Origin of the sequence: Streptomyces canus 299MFChir4.1, assembly GCF_000383615.1 — a bacterium.
GTDB classification, from domain to species: Bacteria; Actinomycetota; Actinomycetes; order Streptomycetales; family Streptomycetaceae; genus Streptomyces; species Streptomyces canus_C.
Window position 1 is genome coordinate 117,819 of record NZ_KB911586.1, and the last position, 23,150, is coordinate 140,968.

Annotated in this window: 21 protein-coding genes and 1 pseudogene; 13 read left to right on the forward strand and 9 right to left on the reverse strand. The window is 68.5% G+C overall.

Annotated elements, in window-relative coordinates:
• Window positions 1–140: 140 nt before the first annotated feature.
• On the reverse strand, window positions 141–1,349 hold the full coding sequence (locus tag H293_RS49480; protein WP_020118541.1) for a glycosyl hydrolase family 28-related protein: 1,209 nt from the start codon (window positions 1,347–1,349) through the stop codon (window positions 141–143).
• Window positions 1,350–1,827: 478 nt separating this feature from the next.
• Between H293_RS49480 and H293_RS0114260 the strand changes: the two genes are divergently transcribed.
• The 6 genes from H293_RS0114260 to H293_RS0114285 are packed head-to-tail and all read left to right on the forward strand — an operon-like array spanning window position 1,828 to window position 8,764.
• Entirely contained in the window at window positions 1,828–3,243 is a 1,416-nt protein-coding gene (locus tag H293_RS0114260) for a glycosyltransferase family 2 protein (protein WP_028807832.1), read from the forward strand.
• 1 nt (window position 3,244) lies between these two features.
• Window positions 3,245–4,258 carry a glycoside hydrolase family 26 protein gene (locus H293_RS0114265; RefSeq protein WP_020118543.1) on the forward strand — a complete coding sequence of 338 codons (1,014 nt, stop codon included), beginning with the start codon at window positions 3,245–3,247 and terminating at the stop codon, window positions 4,256–4,258.
• Window positions 4,255–6,084: an ArnT family glycosyltransferase gene (locus H293_RS0114270; RefSeq protein ID WP_028807833.1), complete on the forward strand. Its 1,830-nt coding sequence runs from the start codon at window positions 4,255–4,257 to the stop codon at window positions 6,082–6,084. Before H293_RS0114265 ends, H293_RS0114270 begins: the two co-directional genes overlap by 4 nt.
• A gap of 55 nt (window positions 6,085–6,139) precedes the next feature.
• Entirely contained in the window at window positions 6,140–7,483 is a 1,344-nt protein-coding gene (locus H293_RS49485) for a UDP-glucose dehydrogenase family protein (RefSeq protein WP_020118544.1), read from the forward strand.
• On the forward strand, window positions 7,473–8,228 hold the full coding sequence (locus H293_RS0114280; RefSeq protein ID WP_020118545.1) for a polyprenol monophosphomannose synthase: 756 nt from the start codon (window positions 7,473–7,475) through the stop codon (window positions 8,226–8,228). The genes H293_RS49485 and H293_RS0114280 overlap by 11 nt, the downstream gene beginning before the upstream one ends.
• 8 nt (window positions 8,229–8,236) lie before the next feature.
• On the forward strand, window positions 8,237–8,764 hold the full coding sequence (locus H293_RS0114285) for a GtrA family protein (RefSeq protein WP_020118546.1): 528 nt from the start codon (window positions 8,237–8,239) through the stop codon (window positions 8,762–8,764).
• A gap of 34 nt (window positions 8,765–8,798) precedes the next feature.
• On the opposite strand, the gene H293_RS0114290 is transcribed toward H293_RS0114285, so the two are convergent.
• The gene (locus H293_RS0114290) at window positions 8,799–9,689 is read right to left on the reverse strand and encodes a hypothetical protein (protein ID WP_020118547.1); all 891 of its coding nucleotides are present in this window, start codon (window positions 9,687–9,689) and stop codon (window positions 8,799–8,801) included.
• Between the two features lie 325 nt (window positions 9,690–10,014).
• On the opposite strand from H293_RS0114290, the gene rplM reads away from it, so the two are divergent.
• The 3 genes from rplM (at window position 10,015) to glmM (ending at window position 12,571) form a co-directional block, all read left to right on the forward strand.
• Entirely contained in the window at window positions 10,015–10,458 is a 444-nt protein-coding gene (gene rplM, locus H293_RS0114295) for a 50S ribosomal protein L13 (protein ID WP_028807835.1), read from the forward strand.
• Window positions 10,459–10,500: 42 nt separating this feature from the next.
• Complete coding sequence (gene rpsI, locus H293_RS0114300; RefSeq protein ID WP_007384094.1) at window positions 10,501–11,022, forward strand: 30S ribosomal protein S9; 522 nt, start codon at window positions 10,501–10,503, stop codon at window positions 11,020–11,022.
• A gap of 190 nt (window positions 11,023–11,212) precedes the next feature.
• Window positions 11,213–12,571 (forward strand): phosphoglucosamine mutase, encoded by a 1,359-nt coding sequence (glmM, locus tag H293_RS0114305; protein WP_020118548.1) that lies wholly within the window; start codon window positions 11,213–11,215, stop codon window positions 12,569–12,571.
• An 85-nt stretch (window positions 12,572–12,656) separates the two neighbouring features.
• On the opposite strand, the gene H293_RS0114310 is transcribed toward glmM, so the two are convergent.
• A complete protein-coding gene (locus H293_RS0114310) occupies window positions 12,657–13,577 on the reverse strand; it encodes a DUF389 domain-containing protein (protein WP_020118549.1) in 921 nt (306 codons plus the stop codon).
• A 26-nt stretch (window positions 13,578–13,603) separates the two neighbouring features.
• Window positions 13,604–14,572 carry a type I pantothenate kinase gene (gene coaA, locus H293_RS0114315; protein ID WP_020118550.1) on the reverse strand — a complete coding sequence of 323 codons (969 nt, stop codon included), beginning with the start codon at window positions 14,570–14,572 and terminating at the stop codon, window positions 13,604–13,606.
• Window positions 14,573–14,741: 169 nt separating this feature from the next.
• On the opposite strand from coaA, the gene glmS reads away from it, so the two are divergent.
• Complete coding sequence (gene glmS, locus H293_RS0114320) at window positions 14,742–16,589, forward strand: glutamine--fructose-6-phosphate transaminase (isomerizing) (RefSeq protein ID WP_028807837.1); 1,848 nt, start codon at window positions 14,742–14,744, stop codon at window positions 16,587–16,589.
• Here the strand turns inward: glmS and H293_RS0114325 are convergent.
• From H293_RS0114325 to H293_RS0114340, 4 genes are all read right to left on the reverse strand, one after another.
• A complete protein-coding gene (locus H293_RS0114325; RefSeq protein WP_020118552.1) occupies window positions 16,576–18,393 on the reverse strand; it encodes a M16 family metallopeptidase in 1,818 nt (605 codons plus the stop codon). The two genes, glmS and H293_RS0114325, sit on opposite strands and share 14 nt — an antisense overlap.
• A 17-nt stretch (window positions 18,394–18,410) precedes the next feature.
• A complete protein-coding gene (locus H293_RS0114330) occupies window positions 18,411–19,370 on the reverse strand; it encodes a hypothetical protein (RefSeq protein ID WP_028807838.1) in 960 nt (319 codons plus the stop codon).
• A gap of 66 nt (window positions 19,371–19,436) precedes the next feature.
• Window positions 19,437–19,625, reverse strand: a complete 189-nt coding sequence (locus H293_RS0114335; protein ID WP_020118554.1) for a DUF397 domain-containing protein — start codon at window positions 19,623–19,625, stop codon at window positions 19,437–19,439.
• A gap of 7 nt (window positions 19,626–19,632) precedes the next feature.
• A complete protein-coding gene (locus H293_RS0114340) occupies window positions 19,633–20,466 on the reverse strand; it encodes a helix-turn-helix domain-containing protein (protein WP_020118555.1) in 834 nt (277 codons plus the stop codon).
• 174 nt (window positions 20,467–20,640) lie between these two features.
• Between H293_RS0114340 and H293_RS52695 the strand changes: the two are divergent.
• A pseudogene (locus tag H293_RS52695) lies at window positions 20,641–21,055 on the forward strand (ATP-binding protein).
• A 4-nt stretch (window positions 21,056–21,059) separates the two neighbouring features.
• On the forward strand, window positions 21,060–21,962 hold the full coding sequence (locus H293_RS0114350; protein ID WP_028807839.1) for a hypothetical protein: 903 nt from the start codon (window positions 21,060–21,062) through the stop codon (window positions 21,960–21,962).
• 173 nt (window positions 21,963–22,135) lie between these two features.
• Here H293_RS0114350 and H293_RS0114355 read toward each other — a convergent pair whose 3' ends face one another.
• Window positions 22,136–22,657 carry an SMI1/KNR4 family protein gene (locus H293_RS0114355; RefSeq protein WP_020118557.1) on the reverse strand — a complete coding sequence of 174 codons (522 nt, stop codon included), beginning with the start codon at window positions 22,655–22,657 and terminating at the stop codon, window positions 22,136–22,138.
• 89 nt (window positions 22,658–22,746) lie between these two features.
• Between H293_RS0114355 and H293_RS61645 the strand changes: the two genes are divergently transcribed.
• Window positions 22,747–23,145 (forward strand): hypothetical protein, encoded by a 399-nt coding sequence (locus tag H293_RS61645; RefSeq protein WP_397895344.1) that lies wholly within the window; start codon window positions 22,747–22,749, stop codon window positions 23,143–23,145.
• Window positions 23,146–23,150 lie beyond the last annotated feature (5 nt).

The window sequence follows — 23,150 nt, forward strand, 5'->3', positions numbered from 1 at the left end:
CCCCCTCGGGTTCGCGCCCGGAACGGTCACGGGCACGGCACAAACGTGAAGACCAAGTGGTTGTTCTTATCATCAGTTGAGGTTTTTGGGCACTATGGGGCGCGTTTCACTTCGGCATCGTCAGCGGGAATGGCGGGTTCTCAGCCCGTGCCGACGAGCGTGCCCTTCACGAACTTCGTGTTGCCGGTGCCGTTCTGCCAGGGGGACGAAACTCCCTGGAGGTGGCCTGAGTTGACCACCACGTAGGCCGAGTTGTCGGCCCGTACGCCGTACTGGGGACTCGCCGCTCCCGTTCCGTCGTCGTCCTTGCCCGTGAGGACGACCAGGCCGTCGGCGATGACCTTGCACTGCGAGCTCGCGACCCCCAGCCCCGCGTATCCGCCGCCACCGGTGCCGTTGTTCTCGCCGTCCCGGGTGAGATTCGTGGCCGACAGCACGAGGACCCCGGTGGTGTCCGTCGCGTGGACGTACATGCCGTGCCAACCGTTCCGGTCGGTGGAACACGCGACCATCTTGATCACGCCGGGCAAGGACTCGATGTCGAATCCGTGCAGCTTCGACCACTCCGCCCGGCAGCTGGTGAAGGAGGAGTTGCCCGCGCCCGACATCCACCAGCCGCAGCCGCCGACGCCCAGGACGTACACGTCGTGGAAGACGGAGTCGGTGGAGTTGTTGAGCACGATGCCGTGGGAACCGGTCCACAGCACGGAGACGCGGTCGTAGTGCAGGCAGAACGGTGCCTGGGGTCCGCCCGTGGCGTTGAAGTTGTACCAGGTGTTGATACCGATGCCCGTGACGGAGCGGACATGGACGTCCCGGAGCTGCAGGTGCTGGATCTGCCCGGTCGCGCGGATGCCGTCGATCTCCGCTCCGGAGCGGGGCAGGTCGGAACCGTCGATGGTCAGGGAGAAGATGCGCTGCGCGTTGGCCGGGCGGGAATAGCCGCCCAGTTGCCGGTCCAGGACCTCGACGACGGCGTCTCCTGTGAACGACGGAAGGGGACGGATGCCGACCACCGGGTTCTCGGCCCCCGGCTGGGACTCACCGCCGGCGTGCGAACCCTGGAGGGTCACATACGGGCCGATGCGCAGCGGAGCGCTCGTGCGGTACACCCCCGCGGGGAGCACGGTGACGTTGCCCGGCCGACAGGCGTCCAGTGCCGTCTGGATCGCCGCGGTGTCGTCGGTGGTGCCGTCGCCCTTGGCGCCGAGGTCCTTGACGTTCACCCACCCCGCGTCCGCCGCCACGGCGGTGGCGTCACCCGCGGAGACCGCTGTGGCGGACACGGCGACGCCGCCCACCGCGAGGGCCGATCTGAGGACGGAGCGTCGTGAGTTCGAACCCGTCATGTGGTGCCTGCCCCCTGGGTGGTCGGAGATCGTCGATCAGTACCTCCCATCAGAGGGCAGATCGGTCTGCCCGGGGCACGGGATGTGAAACCTGTTAGTTATCCCTCATTTCGCAGGAGATAGCGGACATAGGCCACTTAGTTCCCGTAAGTGCTCAGTCAACTCTTACGCCTTTCATATAACTCGGATAATCTTTCGCAACTCGGCCACAAGTTCTACAGATGTGGCTGGAAATGGTGGGGGTCAACGGGCCGGTAGGGGCCCATTGGTGGTTTTCTTCATGAGTTCAGTTGGCCCGGTACGGGCCGGGGGGCGTCGTGCCGCGCGTCAGAGCAGTGGGCGAAGGAGAGCCGGGCGAGGTGTCGAAGCTCCGTTGGGGCTGCTGCCGTTGCCGCCCACGGACAGGGAGAAGTACTCCTACGCCCGAAGGAACCTGTGGATCCTGACGATCTGCTCGTTGATCAGCTTCTGCTGTCTGGTGGTGAGCCAGTTCAAGCTGGCGCAGTCCACGCCGGTGCTGTGGATCTACACGCCGCTGCTGGTCTTCACCGTGCTCTACTACCTGGTCTCGCTCCGGGTGAACGGTTTCACCAAGGACTTCGACATCGAGCACCACAAGCGGCTGGTGCATGACTGGCGACCGGGTGTCCACCCCACGGTCGACGTGTTCCTGCCGGTGTGCGGCGAGCCCATCGAGGTGCTGCACAACACCTGGCGGCACGTCCGGCAGATGGCCGACCACTACCCCGGCGTCTGCGTCCCGTTCGTCCTGGACGACGGCGCCGACCCCCAGCTGGAGGCGATGGCCCGCGACTTCGGGTTCCGCTACGGCACCCGGGAGAACCGCGGCTGGTTCAAGAAGGCCGGCAACCTGCACTTCGGGTTCGGGCAGTCCGACGGTCAGTACATCCTGATCCTGGACGCCGACTTCACCCCGCGCGCCGACCTCCTCGAAGAACTGCTGCCGTACATGGAGGCCGACCCGAAGATCGGCATCGTGCAGTCCCCGCAGTACTTCCGGGTGCTGGACTCGCAGAACTGGATCGAGCGTGGCGCGGGCGCCGTGCAGGAACTGTTCTACCGGTCGGTGCAGGTCTCCCGGCAGGGCAGTGACGGAGCGATCTGCGTCGGCTCCTGCGCCGTGTACCGGCGGGCCGCGCTGGAGACCAACGGCGGTACCACCCTGATCGAGCACTCCGAGGACGTGCACACGGGGTTCGACCTCCGGGGCCTCGGCTGGGACCTGCGCTATGTGCCGGTCGCCGTCTCCACGGGAGTGTGCCCGGACACCGCCGGCGCCTTCTTCAACCAGCAGTACCGCTGGTGTTCCGGCTCGATGAGCCTGTTCGGCAGCAGGAAGTTCTGGGAGCGCAAGATCAGGCTCTCCAGCCGTCTGTGCTACATGTCCGGGTTCTTCTACTACATCCACACGGCGCTCTTCACCTTCGCCGCACCGGTCATCCCGATCGTGCTGCTGGTGATGATGCCGGACAAGCTGAGGGTCGAGCATCTGCTCCTGGTGGTGCCCAGCATCGTCTACACCACGATCGTCTTCCCCATGTGGCACAAGGCGCCCTACCGCCTGGAGGCCTGGGCCGCCCGCATGATGTACGGCTGGGCGCACGTCTTCGCCATCTGGGACATCCTGCGCAAGAACCGCATGGGCTGGCAGCCCACCGGCTCCTCCGGCGCCAAGAAGAACAAGACCCGGCGCTTCTGGATCGGCATGTGGGTCTGGAGCGGCGGCACCGCGCTGATCTGGGTCGTGGCGGCGGTCTACCGGACGTTCACCATGGACGCCCCGAACTTCGCCCTGATCCTGTCCTCCGGACTCTTCTACGCCCTCGTCGTGGGCCGCGTGCTGGTCCAGCCACGGGAGAAGGTGACCGCCTGACATGCGATTCCCCACAGGCACACGTACCGCGGTCGCCGCTGCCCTGATCAGCGTCCTCACCCTCGGCGGCTGCTCCGTGCTCGACGACTCGAACAGTGCCTCACCCGATGGACGGGCCCAGGGCGCGGATCCGTCGCGGAGCGCGGACAGCGATATCCCGTACGACGTCGTCCCGCTGCTCAAGCCGGCCAAGAAGTACTACGGAGCCGCCGTCGAGGGCGCGCCCACCTCCATGCAGGGCGTCGACGCGTACACCGGGATGACCGGCAAACAGCCCAACCTCATCGAGTACTACGCGGCCTGGGGCGACGGCTTCGACGCCAGCGGAGTCCGCAACGCCTGGAAGAAGGGCGCCCTGACGCTGATGTCCTGGGAGCCCTTCGACAGCTCCCTCGCCGACATCGCGGCCGGGAAGTCCGACGCGTACCTCAAGAAGTACGCGACCGCGGTCCGCAAGCTGAACCTGCCCGTCGTGATCGACTTCGCCGACGAGTTCAACGGCAACTGGGAGAAGTGGGGTACGAAGCACGTCACCCCTGAGGAGTACGTGGCCGCCTGGCGGCACATTCACGACACCTTCATCGACGCCGGAGCCTCGAACGTGATCTGGGCCTGGACGCCCAACATCATCAACCCGGTCAAGAGCGTGCGGCTGAAGCCGTACTACCCGGGGGACGCCTACGTCGACTGGGTCGGCCTCGTCGGCTACTGGACGCTCGGTCAGGACAACACCTTCAACAGCGTCTTCGGTCCGACCATCGACGAGATCCGTGCCTTCACCAAGAAGCCCATGCTCCTGGCCGAGACCGCGGCGATGCCGGGTGAGCGACGGCGGGCCGACATCCGCAACCTGTTCGCGGGTGTGGAGGCCGACGACAACATGCTCGGCTTCATCTGGTTCAACCACAGGAAGCGTGCCGACTGGCGGTTGGAGGCGAGCCCGCTGGCCCTCAAGGAGTTCAAGCGACTGGCTGCCGACGACCGTTTCGGCTTCGACATACGGAAGCCGAGATGACCTCCCGACACGATCACCACACCCCGCAGCCCTACGATCCCGACGCCGAGGACGACGCCGGCGGCTGGTTCAACTCCAACGGCCGGGTGCGGCCGCACCAGCAGGAGCAGTACCAGCAGCACGGGTACGGGTATGACGACGGGCGGCACTCCTACCAGGGGCAGCAGCAGACCGGGCAGCCGTTCTCCTCCGGCATCCCGGAGCAGCCGCAGACCGGTTACGACGACCAGCCGACGTACGCCCTGCGTACGGTCACGTACCAGCAGGTGCCCGAGGACGAGCCCGGGTACCACATCCCCGAGTCTCCCGACGCGGGCTGGGACGACGCTCCGAGCAAGCGGCGGGCGTGGGTCAGCCGCGGTGTCCTGGCGGTCGTCCTGCTCATCCAGGCCGTGCTGTCGCTGCGGCTGTCCAACACGGCCTTCCAGGACGAGGCCCTGTACCTCGCGGCGGGCCACAACATCATCGACCACTGGGCGAGCGGCACCCCGTTGCACAGCGGGTACGAGTCGTACTTCTCCGGGTCGCCGATGCTGTACCCGGTCGTCGCGGCCGTCGTGGATGGGTACTTCGGGCTGTCAGGGGCCCGGCTGCTGAGCCTGGTGTGCATGCTCGGCGCGACCGCGCTGCTGTACTCCTTCAGCCGGCGCATGTTCAACGAGCGGGTCGCCCTGGTCGCCGCGGCGCTTTTCGCGGTCACCCAGCCGACCATCGTGCTCGGCTGGTTCGCCACCTACGACGCCCCGGCGATCTTCCTGCTGGCCCTCAGCACCTGGATCGTCGTCCGCACCAACAAGGCGCCTGTGATCGCCGTGCTGCTCGCGGCGCCGCTGATGGTGCTGGCGGTCGCGGTGAAGTACGCGTCCGCGCTGTACGTGCCGACGCTCATCGTGCTGGCCGCGCTCACGGCCTGGCACCACAAGGGCTGGCGGTGTGTGCTGCGGGCGCTTCTGCTCGGCCTCGGCACAGCCGCGCTGGTCGGCGTCGGCCTGATGTACACGAATGTGCTCGCCGGTGTGAAGTCGACGACCACCAACCGTGCCCACGGCGCCGACACCGCCATGTCCCTGGCGGAGAAGTCCGTGGAATGGGGCGGCCTGATGTTCGCCGCCGCCGTCGCGGGTGCGGTGGCCTACACGCTGCGTGGCCGGATGAACGAGTCGCCGCGCTCTCACGGGCTGGCCGGTCCCGGCTGGCGCTGGCGTGCCCTGACGGGCCTGGTACTGGCGGGTACCGCGCTGCTGGCCCCCGCGTACCAGATCCACCTCAGCACGTCGGTCTCGCTCTACAAGCACCTGGACTTCGGTCTGCTCTTCGCCGCCCCGATGGCCGGTGTCGGTGTGATCCGGCTGGTCGGCAAGCACTTCCGCTATCCACAGCTGGGCATCCTGCTCTGGGTCACCGCACTGTGCCTCGGCGTCTCGCAGTCGGAGTGGCGCTTCGGTCTGTGGCCGGACTCCACTCCCCTCGTGAAGGCGATCGAGCCGTACATGAAGCCCCAGGGCAAGTACCTCGGTGCCACCTACGAGGTGCCTGTCTACTACCTGCGGGGCAAGACGGAGCAGGACCAGTGGACGTCGACCTATGGCATCGGCTACTCGGACAAGAACGGCAAGATCCACCACGGACAGGAGGGGTACCGGCTCGCCATCCAGGCCGGCTACTTCGACCTCGTCGTCCTGGACGGCATCGCGACGCCGGACATCGACAAGTACATCGAGCAGCAGGTGACCAAGAACGGGAACTACCGCTTGGTCGGCAAGATCCCGTACCGGCTCAGCGGGGGCGGTACCGGCGCGTACCAGATCTGGGCGAAGACGTCCTGAGCCGGTCGGCCACCCCTGTTCCTCCTTGCTCATGTCTTCACGAAAGGCCGTACCCATGCGGCTCACAGTCATCGGCACCGGCTATCTCGGTGCCACCCACGCCGCCTGCATGGCGGAGCTGGGACACCAGGTGCTCGGGGTCGACGTGGACCCCGACAAGGTCGCCGCGCTGCAGGCGGGCCGGGTGCCCTTCCACGAGCCCGGGCTGCCCGAGCTGATCGCGAAGCACACGGCGAGCGGACGGCTCCGGTTCACCACCGACTACGCGGCGGCCGGGGCCTTCGGCGAGGTGCACTTCGTGTGTGTGGGCACTCCCCAGCGCTCGGGTTCCGAGGGTGCCGACCTGACCTACGTCGACGCGGCCTTCGCGGCCATCGCCGAGCACGCGGCCGAGGGGGCCCTGCTGGTCGGAAAGTCGACCGTGCCGGTGGGGACGGCGGAGCGGCTGGCGGCGCTGCACGAGGGTGCCGAGGTCGCGTGGAACCCGGAGTTCCTGCGCGAGGGCTTCGCCGTGGAGGACACCCTCCGGCCGGACCGGCTGGTGTTCGGGGTGCGGTCTTCGCACACGGAAACGACCCTCCGCCGGGTGTACGCCCCCGTCCTCGACGCCGGTACCCCGCTGGTCACCGCCGACTTCCCGACCGCCGAACTGGTCAAGACGGCCGCCAACGCGTTCCTCGCCACCAAGATCTCCTTCATCAACGCGATGGCCGAGGTCTGCGAGGCCGCGGGCGGCGATGTCGGTGTCCTCGCCGAGGCGATCGGACACGACGACCGGATCGGCCGGAAGTTCCTGCGCGCGGGCATCGGCTTCGGCGGCGGCTGTCTGCCCAAGGACATCCGGGCCTTCGCGCACCGCGCCGGGGAACTGGGGGTCCCGCTGGACTTCCTGCGGGAGGTCGACGCGATCAACATGCGCCGCCGCGACAAGGTTGTCGACGTGGCGCGCGAGCTGTGCGGGGGTTCGGTCCTGGGGGCCCGGATCGCCGTGCTCGGAGCGGCCTTCAAGCCCGACTCCGACGACATCCGTGACTCGCCCGCGCTGAACGTGGCCGCCCGGCTGCGTCTCGACGGCGCCGATGTCACGGTGTACGACCCCGAGGCGCTGGACAACGCCCGCAAGGCGTTCCCGCTCCTCGGCTACGCGATGTCGGCGGAGGACGCGCTCAGGGGAGCCGATCTCGTGCTGCATCTGACCGAATGGCCGCAGTTCCGGGAGATCGACCCGGAGCGGGCCGCACAGCTGGTGAGCCGTCCGCGGATCGTGGACGGCCGCGGGGTACTCGACGCGGGCCGCTGGACCGCGGCGGGCTGGTACTTCCGGGCGCTGGGCAGACCCGCGCTCGTCGGGAGGGAACCCCTTCGGGGTCCTCAGGGGAGGGAAAGAAATGACGTATGACCTGGGGGGTGACCGCGGCACCGTGGTGATGCCCACCTACAACGAGGCGGCGAACCTGCCCCGCATGGCCGAGCTGGTCCTCGGCCTGCCGATCGACGGGCTGCATCTGAAGATCGTCGACGACTCCAGCCCGGACGGGACCGGACGGATCGCCGAGGAGCTCGCCGAGAAGTACAACTGGGACGGGCGGCGCCGGATGAGCGTGCTGCACCGGACCGAGAAGGACGGGCTCGGGCGCGCCTACGTGGCCGGCATGAGTGCCGCGCTGGACGAGGGCGCCGCGTACGTCGTCCAGATGGACGCCGACGGCAGCCACCCGGTGGAAGCGGTCCCCCGCATGCTCGGTACGGCCGTGGCGTCCGGGGTCGGCCTGGTCGTCGGCAGCCGGTACGTGGAGGGCGGCTCGCTGGACGAGGAGTGGGGCAGGCACCGTGTCCTGTTGTCACGCTTCGCCAACCGGTACGCCCGGACCGTGCTCGGCACCAAGATCCGGGACATCACCGCCGGCTTCAACCTGTGGTCGGCGGCCACCCTGCGGGACGTCGACCTCGCGACCCTGGACAGCGCCGGCTACAGCTTCCAGGTCGAGCTGAAGTTCAAGGCCGTCCGGGCCGGGCACAGCGCCGTGGAGATTCCGATCCGCTTCGAGGAGCGCACCGAGGGCGTCTCCAAGATGAGCCTCTCGACGCAGATCGAGTCGGCGGTGATGCCGGTACGGCTGCGACTGCGCAACCGACGGGGTTGAGCGGGACGGTGAGCAGCGGACGTCACGCGCTTCCCTCCAGGTTCGGGAAGCTGTACCGCGAGATCGCGAAGTTCGGCATGGTCGGTGCGTCGGGCTTCGTGGTCAACCTCGCGGTCTTCAACCTCATCAGGACCGTCACGGAGTGGCAGACCGTCCGGGCGAGCGTCCTGGCCACGGTCGTCGCGATCCTGGGCAACTACCTCGGACTGCGGTACTTCGCGTACCGCAACCGGGACCAGGAGGACCGCAACAGCCGCAGGAAGGAGCTGACCCTCTTCCTGTTGTTCAGCGCGATCGGCCTGGTCATCGAGAACTCGGTTCTCTATGCCACGACCTACGGGTTCGGCTGGGACGGCACGCTCGCCACCAACGTCAGCAAGTTCCTCGGCATCGGCGTGGCGACTCTGTTCCGCTTCTGGTCCTACCGCACCTGGGTCTTCAGGGCGGCCGGGAGCCGGCGGACGGCCGACAGCCCGCCGGAACCCGTCATGCCGTATCCCGAGCCCGTTCTGAGCGGCTCCTGGGAGCGGACCTGAAGGAACCGGACCCGGCGCGCCGAGGCGCGCCGGGTCACTCGCCCGCGGCCGTCGACGCCTGGGCCTCGCCCCGCCGGTGGATCTGGCGGAAGGTGAACTCCGCCAGATTGTTGCCGATGCTGAAGACCGCGGTGTCCTTCTCCGTGACGTTCTTGCCGCCGGCGAAGCCCGCGATGGTGAAGTAGGCGTAGCGGCCGTAGGAGTTCGAGGTGGTGCGGCAGATCGCGGAGTTGCAGAAGGGCTTGACCGCGCCGCCGGACAGCGACTTGACGATGTCCTTCTTGGTGTTGACCTGGCCCTTCGCCTTCGCCGCCAGGGCCTCCGTGTCGAAGACGGCCACGCCGACCGTCACCGAGACGCCGTCCTTGGTGTAGCTGACGCGCATGAACTGGGTGCAGCCGTTGGCCTTGAGGATCTTGCCGAGGCTCGCCTGGACGGTGTCGGCCGCGGCGCAGTTCTTCGTGTCGGAGGTCGTGCCCTTCTTGTACACCGTCGAGCCCATGGTCAGCTGGGTGCCCGGGAAGAGGATCTTGGCGCTGAGCGGGGCCGTGTCCTTGGCCTTGCTGGCGATGAAGTCCTTCGGGTCCAGCGGCGGCGGGGCGCTGGTCGGCGCGAACGACGGGGCGGTCCCGGTCGCGCTGGGGATCGCGGCGGCCGGCAGCGAGGACGGCGGCTTGTCCGCCTGGTCGTCACCGCCGCTCGCCGACACGACGGCCATCGCCACGGCGGTGCCTATCGCGACCGTGGCGAGCGCACCGCCGACGATGAAGAACAGCCGACGCCGTCTGTTGCGGATCTCGGAGGCCTCGGCGAGCGCGGCCCAGTCCGGGGTCTGCTCGCCCCCGCCGCTGCTCCACGGCTGCTGTGACTGCGGTTTCCAGGGATCCCACTGGGACGGGGGTCCCCCCTGCTGCCCAAAGCTCATGGGGCGCATCTTAGACGGGGTGCGGGAGGTGCTGTCGGGCCTGTGGACACTGGCCTCGGGACCTTTCCGGCACCCGTGCACATCTCGGCCGCGGAGTGGCTGTGAGGGCCTCGTTTTGACCCGTCCGTGGGACCCCGGGTATCCTGCATCTTCGTTGTGTATTGGCTCCCTCGTTCTCACGCGAGAGACCTTTACCTAGGTTCCCTGGAGCAGTTACCAGTGGGCGGCATACGGGCAGTGCCCCGGCCATTGTCGTCCCCAGCTGCACGATCGCTTCAGTGATGCCATGTCTCAGCACCCATCCACTGAAGAAGAAGGCTGCGAAGTGCGTACGTACAGCCCTAAGCCCGGCGATGTGACTCGCCAGTGGCACGTCATTGACGCTCAGGACGTCGTCCTGGGCCGTCTGGCTACCACTGCCGCGAACCTCCTCCGTGGCAAGCACAAGCCGACCTATGCCCCGCACATGGACATGGGCGACTTCGTCATCATCATCAACGCCGACAAGGTGCACCTGTCCGGCAACAAGCGGACCCAGAAGATGGCGTACCGCCACTCCGGCTACCCGGGTGGTCTGCGCTCCGTCCGCTACGACGAGCTGCTCGACAAGAACCCCGAGAAGGCCGTCGAGAAGGCCATCAAGGGCATGATCCCCAAGAACAGCCTGGGCCGTCAGATGCTCTCCAAGCTGAAGGTCTACTCGGGCGACCAGCACCCGCACGCTGCGCAGCAGCCGGTGCCGTTCGAGATCACCCAGGTCGCGCAGTAAGTCCGGCCACCCCCTAAGACTGAAGAGAATCTGAGGAGAATCGTGGCCGAGACCACCGTCGAGACGCCCGTCGAGGGCGAAGAGATCGTCGACATCGACAGCTACACCACCGAGTCCGAGGTCCCCGTCGAGGGCGAGTACACCTCGGAGTCGCTCGCGGGCCGCTTCGGCGACCCGCAGCCCGCGGCCGGCCTGGGCCGTCGCAAGAACGCCATCGCCCGCGTCCGGATCGTCCCGGGCACCGGCAAGTGGAAGATCAACGGTCGCACCCTTGAGGACTACTTCCCCAACAAGGTGCACCAGCAGGAAGTCAACGAGCCCTTCAAGGTGCTCGAGCTCGAGGGCCGCTACGACGTCATCGCCCGCATCGCGGGTGGCGGTGTCTCCGGCCAGGCCGGTGCGCTCCGTCTCGGTGTCGCCCGCGCGCTGAACGAGGCCGACGTGGACAACAACCGCGGCGCCCTCAAGAAGGCCGGCTTCCTCCGTCGCGACGACCGTGCGGTCGAGCGCAAGAAGGCCGGTCTCAAGAAGGCCCGCAAGGCCCCGCAGTACAGCAAGCGTTAATCTTCGCTGCCTGTTCTGCTCGTACCTGCTCGTTCCCACGAGCCAGCAGTACGTCCGTTCGCCCCGGCGGCACGCCACAGTGCCGCCGGGGCGTTCGTTTATCACAGCCTTAGGCGTATAACGGCACAAGGCGCTCAAAGGCTCATGTGATCGGATGATCTCCGTAAGTGACGCTTCCTCAGGAGGACAAGTGGGACGACTCTTCGGCACGGACGGCGTGCGCGGTGTCGCGAACGCGGATCTGACGGCCGAGATGGCGCTCGGTCTGTCCGTCGCGGCGGCGCATGTGCTGGCCGAGGCGGGTACGTTCCAGGGCCACCGGCCGACGGCCGTGGTCGGACGGGACCCGCGCGCGTCCGGGGAGTTCCTGGAGGCCGCCGTGGTCGCGGGCCTCGCGAGCGCCGGTGTGGACGTGCTGAAGGTCGGCGTGCTGCCGACGCCCGCGGTGGCGTATCTCACCGGTGTGCTCGGCGCCGACCTCGGCGTCATGCTCTCCGCCAGCCACAACGCCATGCCCGACAACGGCATCAAGTTCCTCGCGCGGGGCGGGCACAAGCTCGACGACGAGCTGGAGGAGCGCATCGAGGCCGTCTACGAGGAGCACAAGGGCGGCGAGCCCTGGGAGCGGCCGACCGGCGGCGGCGTCGGCCGGGTCCGCGAGTACACCGAGGGCTTCGACAAGTACGTGGCGCATCTGATCGCCGTACTGCCGAACCGCCTCGACGGGCTGAAGATCGTCCTCGACGAGGCGCACGGCGCTGCCGCCCGGGTGTCGCCGGAGGCGTTCTCCCGGGCCGGCGCCGAGGTCATCACCATCGGTGCCCAGCCGGACGGGCTCAACATCAACGACGGTTGCGGCTCCACGCATCTCGGGCTGCTGAAGACCGCCGTGGTCGAGCACGGTGCCGATTTCGGCATCGCGCACGACGGGGACGCGGACCGGTGCCTGGCCGTCGACCACACCGGCGAGGAGGTGGACGGCGACCAGATCATGGCGGTGCTCGCGCTGGCGATGAGGGACCGGTCGGCGCTGCGGTCCGACACCGTCGTCGCGACGGTCATGTCGAACCTGGGGTTCAAGCTGGCCCTGGAGCGGGAGGGGCTCCGGCTCGTCCAGACCGCGGTGGGGGACCGGTATGTGCTCGAGGAGATGAAGCAGCACGGGTACGCCCTCGGCGGTGAGCAGTCCGGGCACGTCATCATCCTGGATCACGCCACGACCGGCGACGGGACGCTGACCGGGCTGATGCTGGCGGCTCGCGTCGCGGAGAGCGGGCGGTCGCTGAAGGAGCTGGCCTCCGTGATGGAGCGGCTTCCCCAGGTGCTGATCAACGTGCCCGACGTGGACCGGTCGCGGGTCTCGACGTCCGGGGAGCTGGCGGCGGCGGTGACCGAGGCCGAGCGTGAACTCGGGGCCACCGGGCGGGTGTTGCTGCGTCCGTCGGGGACCGAGCCGCTGGTGCGGGTGATGGTCGAGGCGGCGGACATCGATCAGGCCAGGTCTGTGGCCGGGCGGCTCGCCGATGCCGTGAAGTCGGCGCTCGGCTGAGTAATGGCCCGGCAGGGGCGGGGGGTTGGCGTGTGTCGCGGGCCGCGGGAGCGCCGTGGCTTGTCGCGCCGTTCCCCGCGCCCCTTCAGGGGCGCTTTCGCCAGAGCCACTTCTGGGTCAGCAGGGTGAGGGTGCCGGCGAGGACGATGCCCAGCAGGTTCAGCAGCAACTGGTTCGTCGAACCCACCGTCTGATCCATGTCGCCGTAGGCCAGGGCGACCGCCGCGTTCGCCGCCGCCGGGACCGTGGTGACCGAGATGGCCACGCCCACCAGGGCTCCTGACTTCGCCGAGGTCAGGGAGAGCGTGCCCGCGACTCCTGCCAGCACCGCCACCACGAACGAGAACGCGTCGGGGGCGTAGACGAAGGCGGTGTTGGGACGGTCGCCCTCCAGGTCGGACTTGTGGAAGAGGTTCAGGGCGTCCATGAACCAGGTGAAGCCGACCGTCACCGCCATCGCCGCCGCGAACCCCACCAACAGGGCGATCAGGGAACGCAGCGCCAGCCGCGGGTGGCGTTGGACGATCGCCGTGCTGAAGGCCGCCAGCGGGCCGAACTCCGGGCCCACCGCCATCGCGCCCACGATCAGGATCGCGTTGTCGAGCACCACACCGCAGGCCGCGATCATCGTGGCCAGCGTGATGAACGCGAGGTAGGTGACGGAGAGGGTCGACTCCTCGTGCGTCGCGTCCGTCAGGTGCTCCCACAGGACGGCGTCCACGCCCTCGCCGGGTGCCTCGTCCTCGGCCTTGTCCGCGCGCTTGGACAGCGACAGGTCGATGTTCTCGACGGCGATGGAGCCGGTCTTGTCGAGCTCCAGCTTCCGCAGCTCGCCGATGAGTTCGTCACCCGCCTCACGGGCCACGTCACACATCACGACGTCACCCGCCGGGTTGCGGGCGGCGCCCGGCACGACGACGAGGTGGGTGGCGCCGACCGTCTTCTCGATCAGGCGGACCACGGCATCGGTCTTGTCGGCCGGGGTGATCAGGCGCAGATGCAGCATGGCGCCTATTTAACAGGCGGGCGTTTCTAGAGCTTACGGAGGCTGAGCTTGCGCACCTTGTGGTCCTGGCCCTTGCGGATGACGAGGGTGGCGCGGCCGCGGGTGGGGGCGATGTTCTCCACCAGGTTGGGCTTGTTGATGGTGCGCCAGAGGGTGCGGGCGTAGTCGACGGCCTCCTCCTCCGAGACCTGGGTGTACTTCCTGAAGTACGAGTCGGGGTCCTGGAAGGCGGTCCGGCGGAGCTTCTTGAACCGGCTGAGGTACCAGCGCTCGATGTCCTCGGCGCTCGCGTCGACGTACACGCTGAAGTCGAAGTAGTCGGCGAGACCGACTCGGGTGCGGCCGTCCTTGCCGGGCAGGGCGGGCTGCAGGACGTTGAGGCCCTCGACGATCAGGATGTCGGGGCGGCGGACGGTGAGCCGCTGGTCCGGGACGATGTCGTAGATCAGGTGGGAGTAGACGGGGGCGGTGACCTCGTCCTTGCCCGCCTTGATGTCGGCGACGAACCGGGTCAGCGCGCGGCGGTCGTACGACTCGGGGAAGCCCTTGCGCGACATGAGCCCGCGCGCCTCCAGCTCCCGGGTGGGGAGCAGGAAGCCGTCGGTCGTGACCAGCTCCACGCGCGGGTGCTCGGGCCAGCGGGACAGCAGGGCTTGCAGGAGGCGGGCGACGGTCGACTTGCCCACGGCGACCGATCCCGCGACGCCTATGACGAACGGGGTGCCCGACTGGGAGCCCTGCTCGCCGAGGAAGGTGTTCAGGGCGCCCCTGAGGCCGTCCGTGGCGCCGACGTAGAGATTCAGCAGCCGGGACAGCGGGAGGTAGATGTCCCGCACCTCGTCGAGGTCGATCACGTCACCGAGGCCGCGCAGCTTCTCGACCTCTTCGGCGTTCAGCGGGAGCGGCGTCTTCTCGCGCAGCGCACTCCACTCTGAGCGGGTGAGATCGACGTAGGGAGTCGCCTCCGGCTTGTGCCGGTGGGCGCTCCGGGGCATCGGGGAGACCGGAGAGATCACAGTCCATTGTTAACGGAGTTTGAACGGGGTGGGGGGTGGGGTGCGTCACGCGGGGCGTCCGGGCGTACACCGGGCGGGTGGCCTCAATATCCGAATCCGGGCACGAAGTGCCGTGATCCGGCGCTCTCCGGCCCCTAGGCTGCCGCGCATGTGCGGAATCGTGGGATACGTGGGGTCGCAGTCGGCGCTCGATGTCGTGATGGCCGGGCTGAAGCGGCTGGAGTACCGGGGGTACGACTCGGCCGGTGTCGCCGTGGCGGCGGACGGGGGGCTGGCGGCGGCCAAGAAGGCCGGGAAGCTGGTCAATCTGGAGAAGGAGCTGGTGGACCGGCCGCTGCCGACCGGGCTCACCGGGATCGGGCACACGCGGTGGGCCACGCACGGCGGGCCGACGGACGCCAACGCGCATCCCCATCTGGACAACGCGGGGCGGGTCGCGGTCGTCCACAACGGGATCATCGAGAACTTCGCCGCACTGCGGGCCGAACTGGAGGAGCGCGGACACGAGCTGGCCTCCGAGACCGACACCGAGGTCGTCGCGCATCTGCTCGCCGAGGAGTTCTCCGCGACCGCCGACCTCGCGGAGGCGATGCGGCTGGTGTGCCGGCGGCTGGAGGGGGCGTTCACGCTGGTCGCGGTGCACGCGGACGAGCCGGACGTCGTGGTCGGCGCCCGGCGGAACTCGCCGCTCGTCGTCGGCGTCGGTGAGGGCGAGGCCTTTCTCGCCTCCGACGTGGCCGCGTTCATCGCGCACACCCGTTCCGCGATCGAGCTCGGTCAGGACCAGGTCGTCGAACTGCGGCGCGACGGCGTGACGGTGACGGGCTTCGACGGCCGCCCCGCCGATGTCCGCTCCTTCCACATCGACTGGGACGCCTCGGCCGCCGAGAAGGGCGGCTACGACTACTTCATGCTCAAGGAGATCGCCGAGCAGCCGAAGGCGGTCGCCGACACGTTGCTCGGCCGTATCGACGCGGCCGGCTCCCTGAGCCTGGACGAGGTCCGGATCTCCGCCGCCGAGCTGCGCGAGGTGGACAAGGTCGTCATCGTCGCCTGCGGTACGGCCTTCCACGCGGGGATGATCGCCAAGTACGCCATCGAGCACTGGACCCGTATCCCCTGCGAGGTGGAGCTTGCGAGCGAGTTCCGCTACCGGGACCCGATCCTCGGACCGCGCTCCCTCGTGATCGCCATCTCCCAGTCCGGGGAGACCATGGACACCCTCATGGCGCTGCGGCACGCCCGCGAGCAGGGTTCGAAGGTGCTCGCGATCTGCAACACCAACGGCTCGACGATCCCCCGGGAGTCGGACGCGGTGCTGTACACGCACGCGGGGCCCGAGGTCGCCGTGGCGTCGACGAAGGCGTTCCTGACGCAGCTCGTGGCGTGTTACCTGGTGGCGCTGTACCTGGGGCAGGTGCGGGGCACCAAGTGGGGCGACGAGATCTCCGCCGTCATCCGGGACCTGTCGCACATCTCCGGCGAGGTCGAGCGGGTGCTGGAGACCATGGAGCCGGTGCGGGAACTGGCGCGGTCGCTGGCCGGCAAGAACACCGTGCTGTTCCTCGGGCGGCACGTCGGGTATCCGGTCGCGCTGGAGGGCGCGCTGAAGCTCAAGGAACTCGCCTACATGCACGCCGAGGGCTTCGCGGCGGGAGAGCTGAAGCACGGGCCGATCGCCCTGATCGAGGAAGACCTGCCCGTGGTGGTGGTCGTGCCGTCGCCCCGGGGGCGGTCGGTGATCCACGACAAGATCGTGTCCAACATCCAGGAGATCAGGGCCCGGGGAGCGCGGACGATCGTGATCGCGGAGGAGGGGGACGAGGCGGTGGTGCCGTACGCCGATCACCTGATCCGGATTCCGGCCACTCCGACCCTGCTGCAACCGCTGGTGGCGACCGTGCCGTTGCAGGTGTTCGCCTGCGAGCTGGCCACCGCCCGGGGGAACGAGGTCGACCAGCCCCGGAACCTGGCGAAGTCGGTCACTGTGGAGTAGTCGGCTGCCCGGTTCGGTACAGGTTGCGGGCGGCGCGGATCAGCAGGAACTCCAGCGCGCATCCGGCGATCGCGGCGAGTCCCATCGGGGACGAGTCCTTGATCCCGTTGACGACGAGGGCGACGAGGAGGACGGGCCACAGCGTGGCCAGCGCGGTCACGAGGACGAAGTGGCCCGTCACGCGTCCGGCCGCCGGCTCGCGGTCCTCGGACCGCTTCCGGCCCTCGGTCTGCTTCCGGCCGCCGGCCGGGGTCCGCGCGTCGGGGGCCGTCCGTTCCCGGGGCTGGGGGATCTCCTCCGCCGGGCGGGCCGGGAGGGGGACGACCGCGGCGGCGGGAACGGCCTTGTCCAGTACGGCGATCCGCTCGGCCGTGACGTCCCCGAACAGCGTCGGCTCCACGGCTATCCGGAACCCGTCGAGGCCGGTCAGGCACCGGGCGCCGTCGGGCCGGGTGGTCATCGCGGCGCAGGCGTCGTACCGCACGGTGACCAGCCCGCCCGGCGTCGACAGCGTCACGCCCACCGCCCCGATGATCAGCGTGACGTCGTCGTCCTCCAGGGACGGGTGCAGGGTGCCGGAGACCCCGGACGGCGAGAAGCGGGGGGCCGGGGTGAGGCCCGCCCACTCGGCGCCCCGGGCCGGTACCTGGAGCAGCCCGCCGTCCCACGCCTCGCGGGCCGCCTCCCGCAGGTCGTCGATCCCGACGGCCCTGAGTTCGTCCCTGTGCTGCTCGGGAGTCAGGCTCCGGTGGCCGGTCAACAGGCTGAGCGCGTACGACGGCAGCAGGGCCGCGCCGAGGTCGGGGACGTCGTAGCGCTTGAGCAACTTCCCGCGCGCGGAGTCCAGTTCGGCCTGCTCGATCCGGCCGGCGCGCAGCCGGGCGAAGGCGTCGACGAAGCCGCCGACCGCCGCGTCCTGCTTCTGCGGCAGCGCGTCGGCGTATGCCGTGAGGGTGGCGAAGTCGGCGTCGCGCGAGGAGTAGTCGGCCTCCGCCGAGTAGGAGTAGCCGCCCTTCTGGCGCAGGTCCTGGAAGAGGGCGCGGCCCAGCACCTCGGCGAACACGGCGGCCGCGGTGGAGCGGCGCACGACGGAGGTGAAGACGAGGTGGCCGTCCTCGCCGCGGAGGTAGGCGGGTGTGACGGGGAGCGCGCTGGACGGGGCGGGGGTGGGGAAGCGGTGGCCGGCGGGCAGGGTGAGGTCCAGGCCGTCCGGTACGCGGTCCGCGGTGAGGAACAGTACGGCGTTGTCCCGGGTGAAGCGGGTATCGGCCCAGTGGCGCACCTGGTCGGCCGTCAGACTCCGGGTGCCGAGTTCGTCGACGCTGGACAGGCCGTAGCCCTGGGCGCCGTAACGCCACAGCGGCATCGAGGACATGGGCCCCTGCCCGCGGCTGCCCGCCTCGGTGCGCAGTATCTCCTTCTCCGTCTCCAGCCGGTCCATCGGGAGGTCGTGCAGGGCCGCGCAGACGCTGTTGAGGTACGTGACGACCTCCGTCTCGTCGCCGGTGACATGGAAGAGGGTGTACGTGCTCGCCGTGGCGCCGTTGTAGTGCAGGTCGGACAGGCCCAGGTGGAACAGGGCGAGGTGTTCGACGAGGTGCGTGATGCCGGCGGTGGGCAGGGTCTCGTCGGCATGGCCCACCCGGAAGGCGAGACCGGCGGTGATCTCGCCGGGGCGCGGGGCGAAGAGGGTGGGGATGCCGTCGACGGTGGTGTGGCGGACGATGCCGTCGAGGGCGTCGAGGGCGTCGAGGGCGTCGAGGGCGTCGAGTTCCGGGGCGGGCGGGTGCTCGTGTGTGGTCATGTCGGGTGTCGTCTCCCTCAGAGCGTCGCCGACGCGGCGGTGCGGAACTCCGTGAAGCGGGTCTTCCAGTCGGGCACGGTCTGCCAGAAGGTCTCGGACACGGTGTCGCCCAAGGCGGCGAAGTGCCGGGCGGCGTCGCCGAGATGGCCGCCGAGGGAGAAGGCCAGCGCGAAGGTGCTGTGGCTCTCGGTCCACTGCCAGTCGCGACGGTGGTCGGGGTGCAGGACGGACGCGCGGGCTGCGTGGAGCAGTTCGTCGCGTACGGATACGTCCCGCAGGTACTCCCTGGCTTGGGCGCCTTCCAGCTCGGCGCAGTGCTCGATGTGGGCCTCGGCGACCAGGACGCCGGCGTGCGAACCGTCCGGCGCGGCGCTCGCGCACTCCTGGGCGAAGCCGTGCGCGGCCTCCCAGGAACCGCCCCACTTGGGGCAGAGCTGCTTCAGCAGGTGCGACTGGGCACGGACGTGGTGCGGGTGGTGTTCCGCCAGCCGGTCGTAGCGCCGCCGGGCCTCGGACTGCCCCAGCGTCAGCCCACGGGCGGTCGCCAGCCGGGCGGTCCATGCCGGGACGTACGCCGGATGCTCCGCACACACCTCGATCAGCAGCAACTCCGCCTTGCGCAGCCAGTCCTGGAACAGCTCGGCCTGGTCCCGCGAGAGGTCCTTGCCGAGACCGCGGCCCCGGGCGCGCCACCCGAGGTGGATGTACCGCTCGGCGAGGAGGGTACGGGGGAGCGGGTCGGCGGGCTCCGCCTTCGCCGCCTTCTCCAGGAACCACTCGGTCCGGTCGACCCCGGCGAGGAGCGCTGCCGCGAAGCAGACGCCCTCGGCATCGGCGACGGGGATCCCCTCGAAGAACGCCCGCGTGGCCGCCCAGTCCCCGTCCCACGCGGCGGCCCGCAGCGGGGCGAGCCCGGGCACCGCGTCGAACGGGTCGGTCACCAGTGGTCTGGCCCCGCCGACAGCACTTTCGCCCATACGACGGTCCCCCTGGCCTGGTCGATACGCGGTGCTGCGCAGGCTAGCAGGAGGGGTTACGCGGGGTTACTGGGTTTTGGGTGTGCGCTTGAGGGCGTTGAGGAAGGTGGTGAAGGTGGGGGTGGTGAGGGTGAGGGTGGCTCGGGTGGGGGATTTGGAGTCACGGATGGATATGTGGGTGGGGGAGGTGGCTATCTCGACGCATTCGTTGCCGTCGCCCTCGCCCGAGTATGAGGACTTCTGCCAGTGGTCCATGAAGGGCTCACAGCTCCTTTGCCAGCCTGTGGATGAAGTCGCGGGACTCGTTCGGTTCGAGTGATACGGCCTCCACCATATGGAAGCGAGTTCGGTAGATGTTGAGTTGCGCCTCGGAGTCGATGAGGACCGAGCCATGAGGCGCGTCTCGTACCACGGTGTCCAGCTTCGGCAGAGGGCCACCTGCGTACGTCATCGTGCTGGAGGCGGCAAAGTCGTCCAGGTCGAACGGAATGGCTCGCAAGGTGACGTGCTCTGCTTCGGAGAGCTCAAGGAGCCGTGCGAGCTGGGCCCTTGAGGTGGCGCGATCTTTGACCCTGATGCGAAGCGCCGCCTCATGGACCAGTGCCGTGTATGGGATGGCGATCTTCTGGCGCGCCTTGCGGTGCTGGATGCGCAGCTCAAGCTCTTCATGAGGGAGTTCGGGCAGCCTGGACGAGAAGACGGCACGGGCGTATCCCTCCGTCTGCAACAGGCCCGGCACATACAGGACGGCTACGTGGTGCAGGAACCGGGCATGGTGCTCCAGCTCCGACAGGTCGAGGAAGGGCGTGGGCAGCAGGCCCCGGTACTCCTCCCACCAGCCGCGTGTCCGGTCGGTGGCCATGGAGACCAGGGCTTCGATGAACTCCCGGTCGGTGCAGGCGTAGTGGGAGGCGAGGCGGCGCACCCGCTGCTCGCTCACGCCCGTGATGCCGGATTCGATGTGGGTGATCTGAACCCGGTTCACCCCTAGCAGTGCCGCGGCCTCGATGGTGGTCAGCCCCGCGGCTTCGCGGAGCCTTCGGAGTTCGACTCCCAGGCGCATCTGACGTGCGGTCGGTTCGCGCCTCTGGACCATCTACTGCTCCTCGTTCGGGGTCGGATTACGCGATCACCTTGCTCCGACACACATGTTACCCCTACTGTCGGTGACGCAACGAACACGCTACGGAAGCGCACCGCTGCGCCCTGCCATGGCGACCGCGGCACTGCCACCGCAGCCAATCCCCCTCCAAGTGACTGGAGTTGACGCATGCCCAAAAACGAGCCCGAGCCCTGGGAGTACACGTTGTACATCCCGAACGACCCCCGAGCCGTCACCGTCGCCCGCCGAACCCTCCGCCTCATCCTCACGATGCACGGCCTGATCCGCCTGACGGACACCGCGGAGCTCCTCGCGGCGGAGTTGGTGTCGAACGCTGTACGTCATACGAAGGGGCCGGCCGCGCTGCGGGTGCGCTGGTCGGCTGGGGGTGCTGCGGATCGGGGCGTGGGACGCGAACCCCGAACCTCCTGAGCCGCCAGGGGAGTTGGACCTGTTGCGGGAGGCGGAGGAGGGGAGGGGGCTGGCGTTGGTGAAGGCGTGCGCCGACCTGTGGGGGTGGCAGCCGCTGTCCAGGAACGGCAGCCGGGGAAAGCTCGTGTGGTGTGACCTGGCCGCGGCATAGCTCGTTGATCACCTCGTCGCACGAGGCGATGCACCGGATCTTCCAGAAGGACCCGGCGCTTCTGACCCGGGCGCTGCAGCAGGTCTTGGGTGTGCCGATACCCGAACCGCGTGAGTTCGCCGCGATGAACGTCGATCTCACCGAGGTCGAGCCGGTCGAGCGTCGGGTGGACACGTTGCTGCGGGCGGAGACGGACGAGGGGGTCTACCTCCTGGTCGTGGAGTCGCAGGGTGAGCCGGACCAGCGCAAGTGGGGCAGCTGGCCGTACTACCTCAGCTATCTGTACGAGAAATACCGCTGCGATCCCGTCCTGATCGTCGTCACGCAGAGCAGTGCGACGGCTCGCTGGGCGGCTCAGCCCATCCATCTCGGGGTGCGGGGATGCCCTTCGCTGACCGTGCGCCCCCTGGTGCTGGGTCCGGACAATGTGCCGGTCATTGCGGACGAGCGGGAGGCGGAGAGAGATGTACCCCTTGCGGTGCTCTCGGCGATGACACATGGCCGGGGCCGGAACTCCGCCGTCATACTGGAATCCCCTGCAGCCGCCCTGCGGACCATCGACGCGGACAGTGCCGCGGTCTTCGTGCAGTTCGTCGACTCGTGCCTGGCGGACCCCCGGGCCCAGCAGATGTGGAGGGACCTGATGACGGCGATCAACTACTTCTGGCGGCACCCGCTGGCGGAGCAGGTGCGCGCGGAGGGGCGCGAGGAGGGGCGCGAGGAGGGCATGATCCGTGAGCGCGTTCAGATGACGCTGCAGATCCTGGAGTGGCGGGGCATCCTGGTTCCGGACTCGGTGCGGAACCGGGTGGAGGCATGCTCCGACCTGGAACAGCTCGAGGTGTGGGCCCAGCGGGCGGTTCACGCGTCGAGGGCGGAGGATCTCTTCGCCGAAGGCCGGAGCTGAGGGACGGGCCAGGGCGGAATAAAGCGCCTGGCGCCCCCGGCCGCTCGCTGTACGGCTCGACTCTTGGCAGCCTGGCTGGGCACCGTGGCGGGAGCGATCGCCTCGACCGGGTCGGGCCGCCAGGCACCCGTCTCAACTTTTTGCCTGTAGTCCACCCTGGCGGATTTCTTGTCCTACGCGATGGATCCCCCAGGGGAATACGAGTCGATATTCACGCAGTATGCGAGCACGTCTGAGAAATCGCCGAAGAACATACTGTCCCCTTCGCCCACCCACCAGAATCTCTCCGTCAGCACTGTGGGTGCTTGCAACATGAAGATCCCTTTAGCTCCGTCACTGTCGATCGCGACGGGAAACAGTTCAATGTCTTCCGGCAAGCGTGCATCGACCGGGGTTCCCGACTCTCGGATGATCTGCAGGAATTGAAGAGATACCTTCTCTGGGTTCTCCTGCAGCCAGTCCCGACACCCAAGAATCCGCATGTCCGGGAAGAAGCTGTCCATGCCGTCCGTCAAGGAGAGGAACTCCCTGTATCGCTGCTCCAGCTCCTGTCCGGCGAATGAGCTGAGCTCAGTGATCTGTTGGTCCGTTGCAGGTGGGTACAGGCGCGGCACAAGTCCGAAAGCCGGGGACTCGGACAAGTATTCGCGAATCCTTTGGGTTGCCAGCTCGATGAGTAGGTTCTGCACTTCCACGTCTTCTCTGTTCCCTAAGAGCGGTTGATCTGGCATACACCGTACTGCCCCGGCGATACGGTTCCTGTCTCAAGCTCTGTTGTGTTGATATCGGTGGCGACCTTGGAAAGCGACTGAATGACGGAGTCCTGGACCCAGTCGATACGGCCGACGCTGTCATATCCGTGGGAGGCGATGCCTGCCATGGTCTTGCGCGCCGTCATGTTGCCGTCGGCGTTGTAGCCGTACTCGGCGGTGCCGCCTGGGCCGGCCGCCGTGGTGATCGCGGAGGGGTTACCTCCGAGGCCGCCGTCCCAGCCCTCAGGCGCCCGTGGGACGCGAACCCCGAACCGCCGCATCCGCCGGGACAGTTGGATCTGTTGCGGGAGACGGAGGAGGTGAGAGGGCTGGCGTTGGTGAAGGCGTGTGCCGACCTGTGGGGGTGGCAGCCGTTGGCCAGGCATGGCAATCGGGGGAAGTACGTGTGGTGCGAGCTGGCCGCGGCCTGAGGGTG

Excerpts from the sequence above, each read along its gene's own strand:
- coaA (WP_020118550.1), bottom strand. The coding sequence starts at position 14,572 with ATGCCCCGGAGCGCCCACCGGCACAAGCCGGAGGCGACTCCCTACGTC.
- H293_RS49480 (WP_020118541.1), bottom strand. The coding sequence starts at position 1,349 with ATGACGGGTTCGAACTCACGACGCTCCGTCCTCAGATCGGCCCTCGCG.
- H293_RS0114290 (WP_020118547.1), bottom strand. The coding sequence starts at position 9,689 with ATGAGCTTTGGGCAGCAGGGGGGACCCCCGTCCCAGTGGGATCCCTGG.
- H293_RS0114340 (WP_020118555.1), bottom strand. The coding sequence starts at position 20,466 with ATGGTCCAGAGGCGCGAACCGACCGCACGTCAGATGCGCCTGGGAGTC.
- glmS (WP_028807837.1), top strand. The coding sequence starts at position 14,742 with ATGTGCGGAATCGTGGGATACGTGGGGTCGCAGTCGGCGCTCGATGTC.
- H293_RS0114280 (WP_020118545.1), top strand. The coding sequence starts at position 7,473 with ATGACGTATGACCTGGGGGGTGACCGCGGCACCGTGGTGATGCCCACC.
- H293_RS0114335 (WP_020118554.1), bottom strand. The coding sequence starts at position 19,625 with ATGGACCACTGGCAGAAGTCCTCATACTCGGGCGAGGGCGACGGCAAC.
- H293_RS0114265 (WP_020118543.1), top strand. The coding sequence starts at position 3,245 with ATGCGATTCCCCACAGGCACACGTACCGCGGTCGCCGCTGCCCTGATC.
- H293_RS0114330 (WP_028807838.1), bottom strand. The coding sequence starts at position 19,370 with ATGGGCGAAAGTGCTGTCGGCGGGGCCAGACCACTGGTGACCGACCCG.
- H293_RS0114310 (WP_020118549.1), bottom strand. The coding sequence starts at position 13,577 with ATGCTGCATCTGCGCCTGATCACCCCGGCCGACAAGACCGATGCCGTG.
- H293_RS0114270 (WP_028807833.1), top strand. The coding sequence starts at position 4,255 with ATGACCTCCCGACACGATCACCACACCCCGCAGCCCTACGATCCCGAC.
- H293_RS0114325 (WP_020118552.1), bottom strand. The coding sequence starts at position 18,393 with ATGACCACACACGAGCACCCGCCCGCCCCGGAACTCGACGCCCTCGAC.
- H293_RS49485 (WP_020118544.1), top strand. The coding sequence starts at position 6,140 with ATGCGGCTCACAGTCATCGGCACCGGCTATCTCGGTGCCACCCACGCC.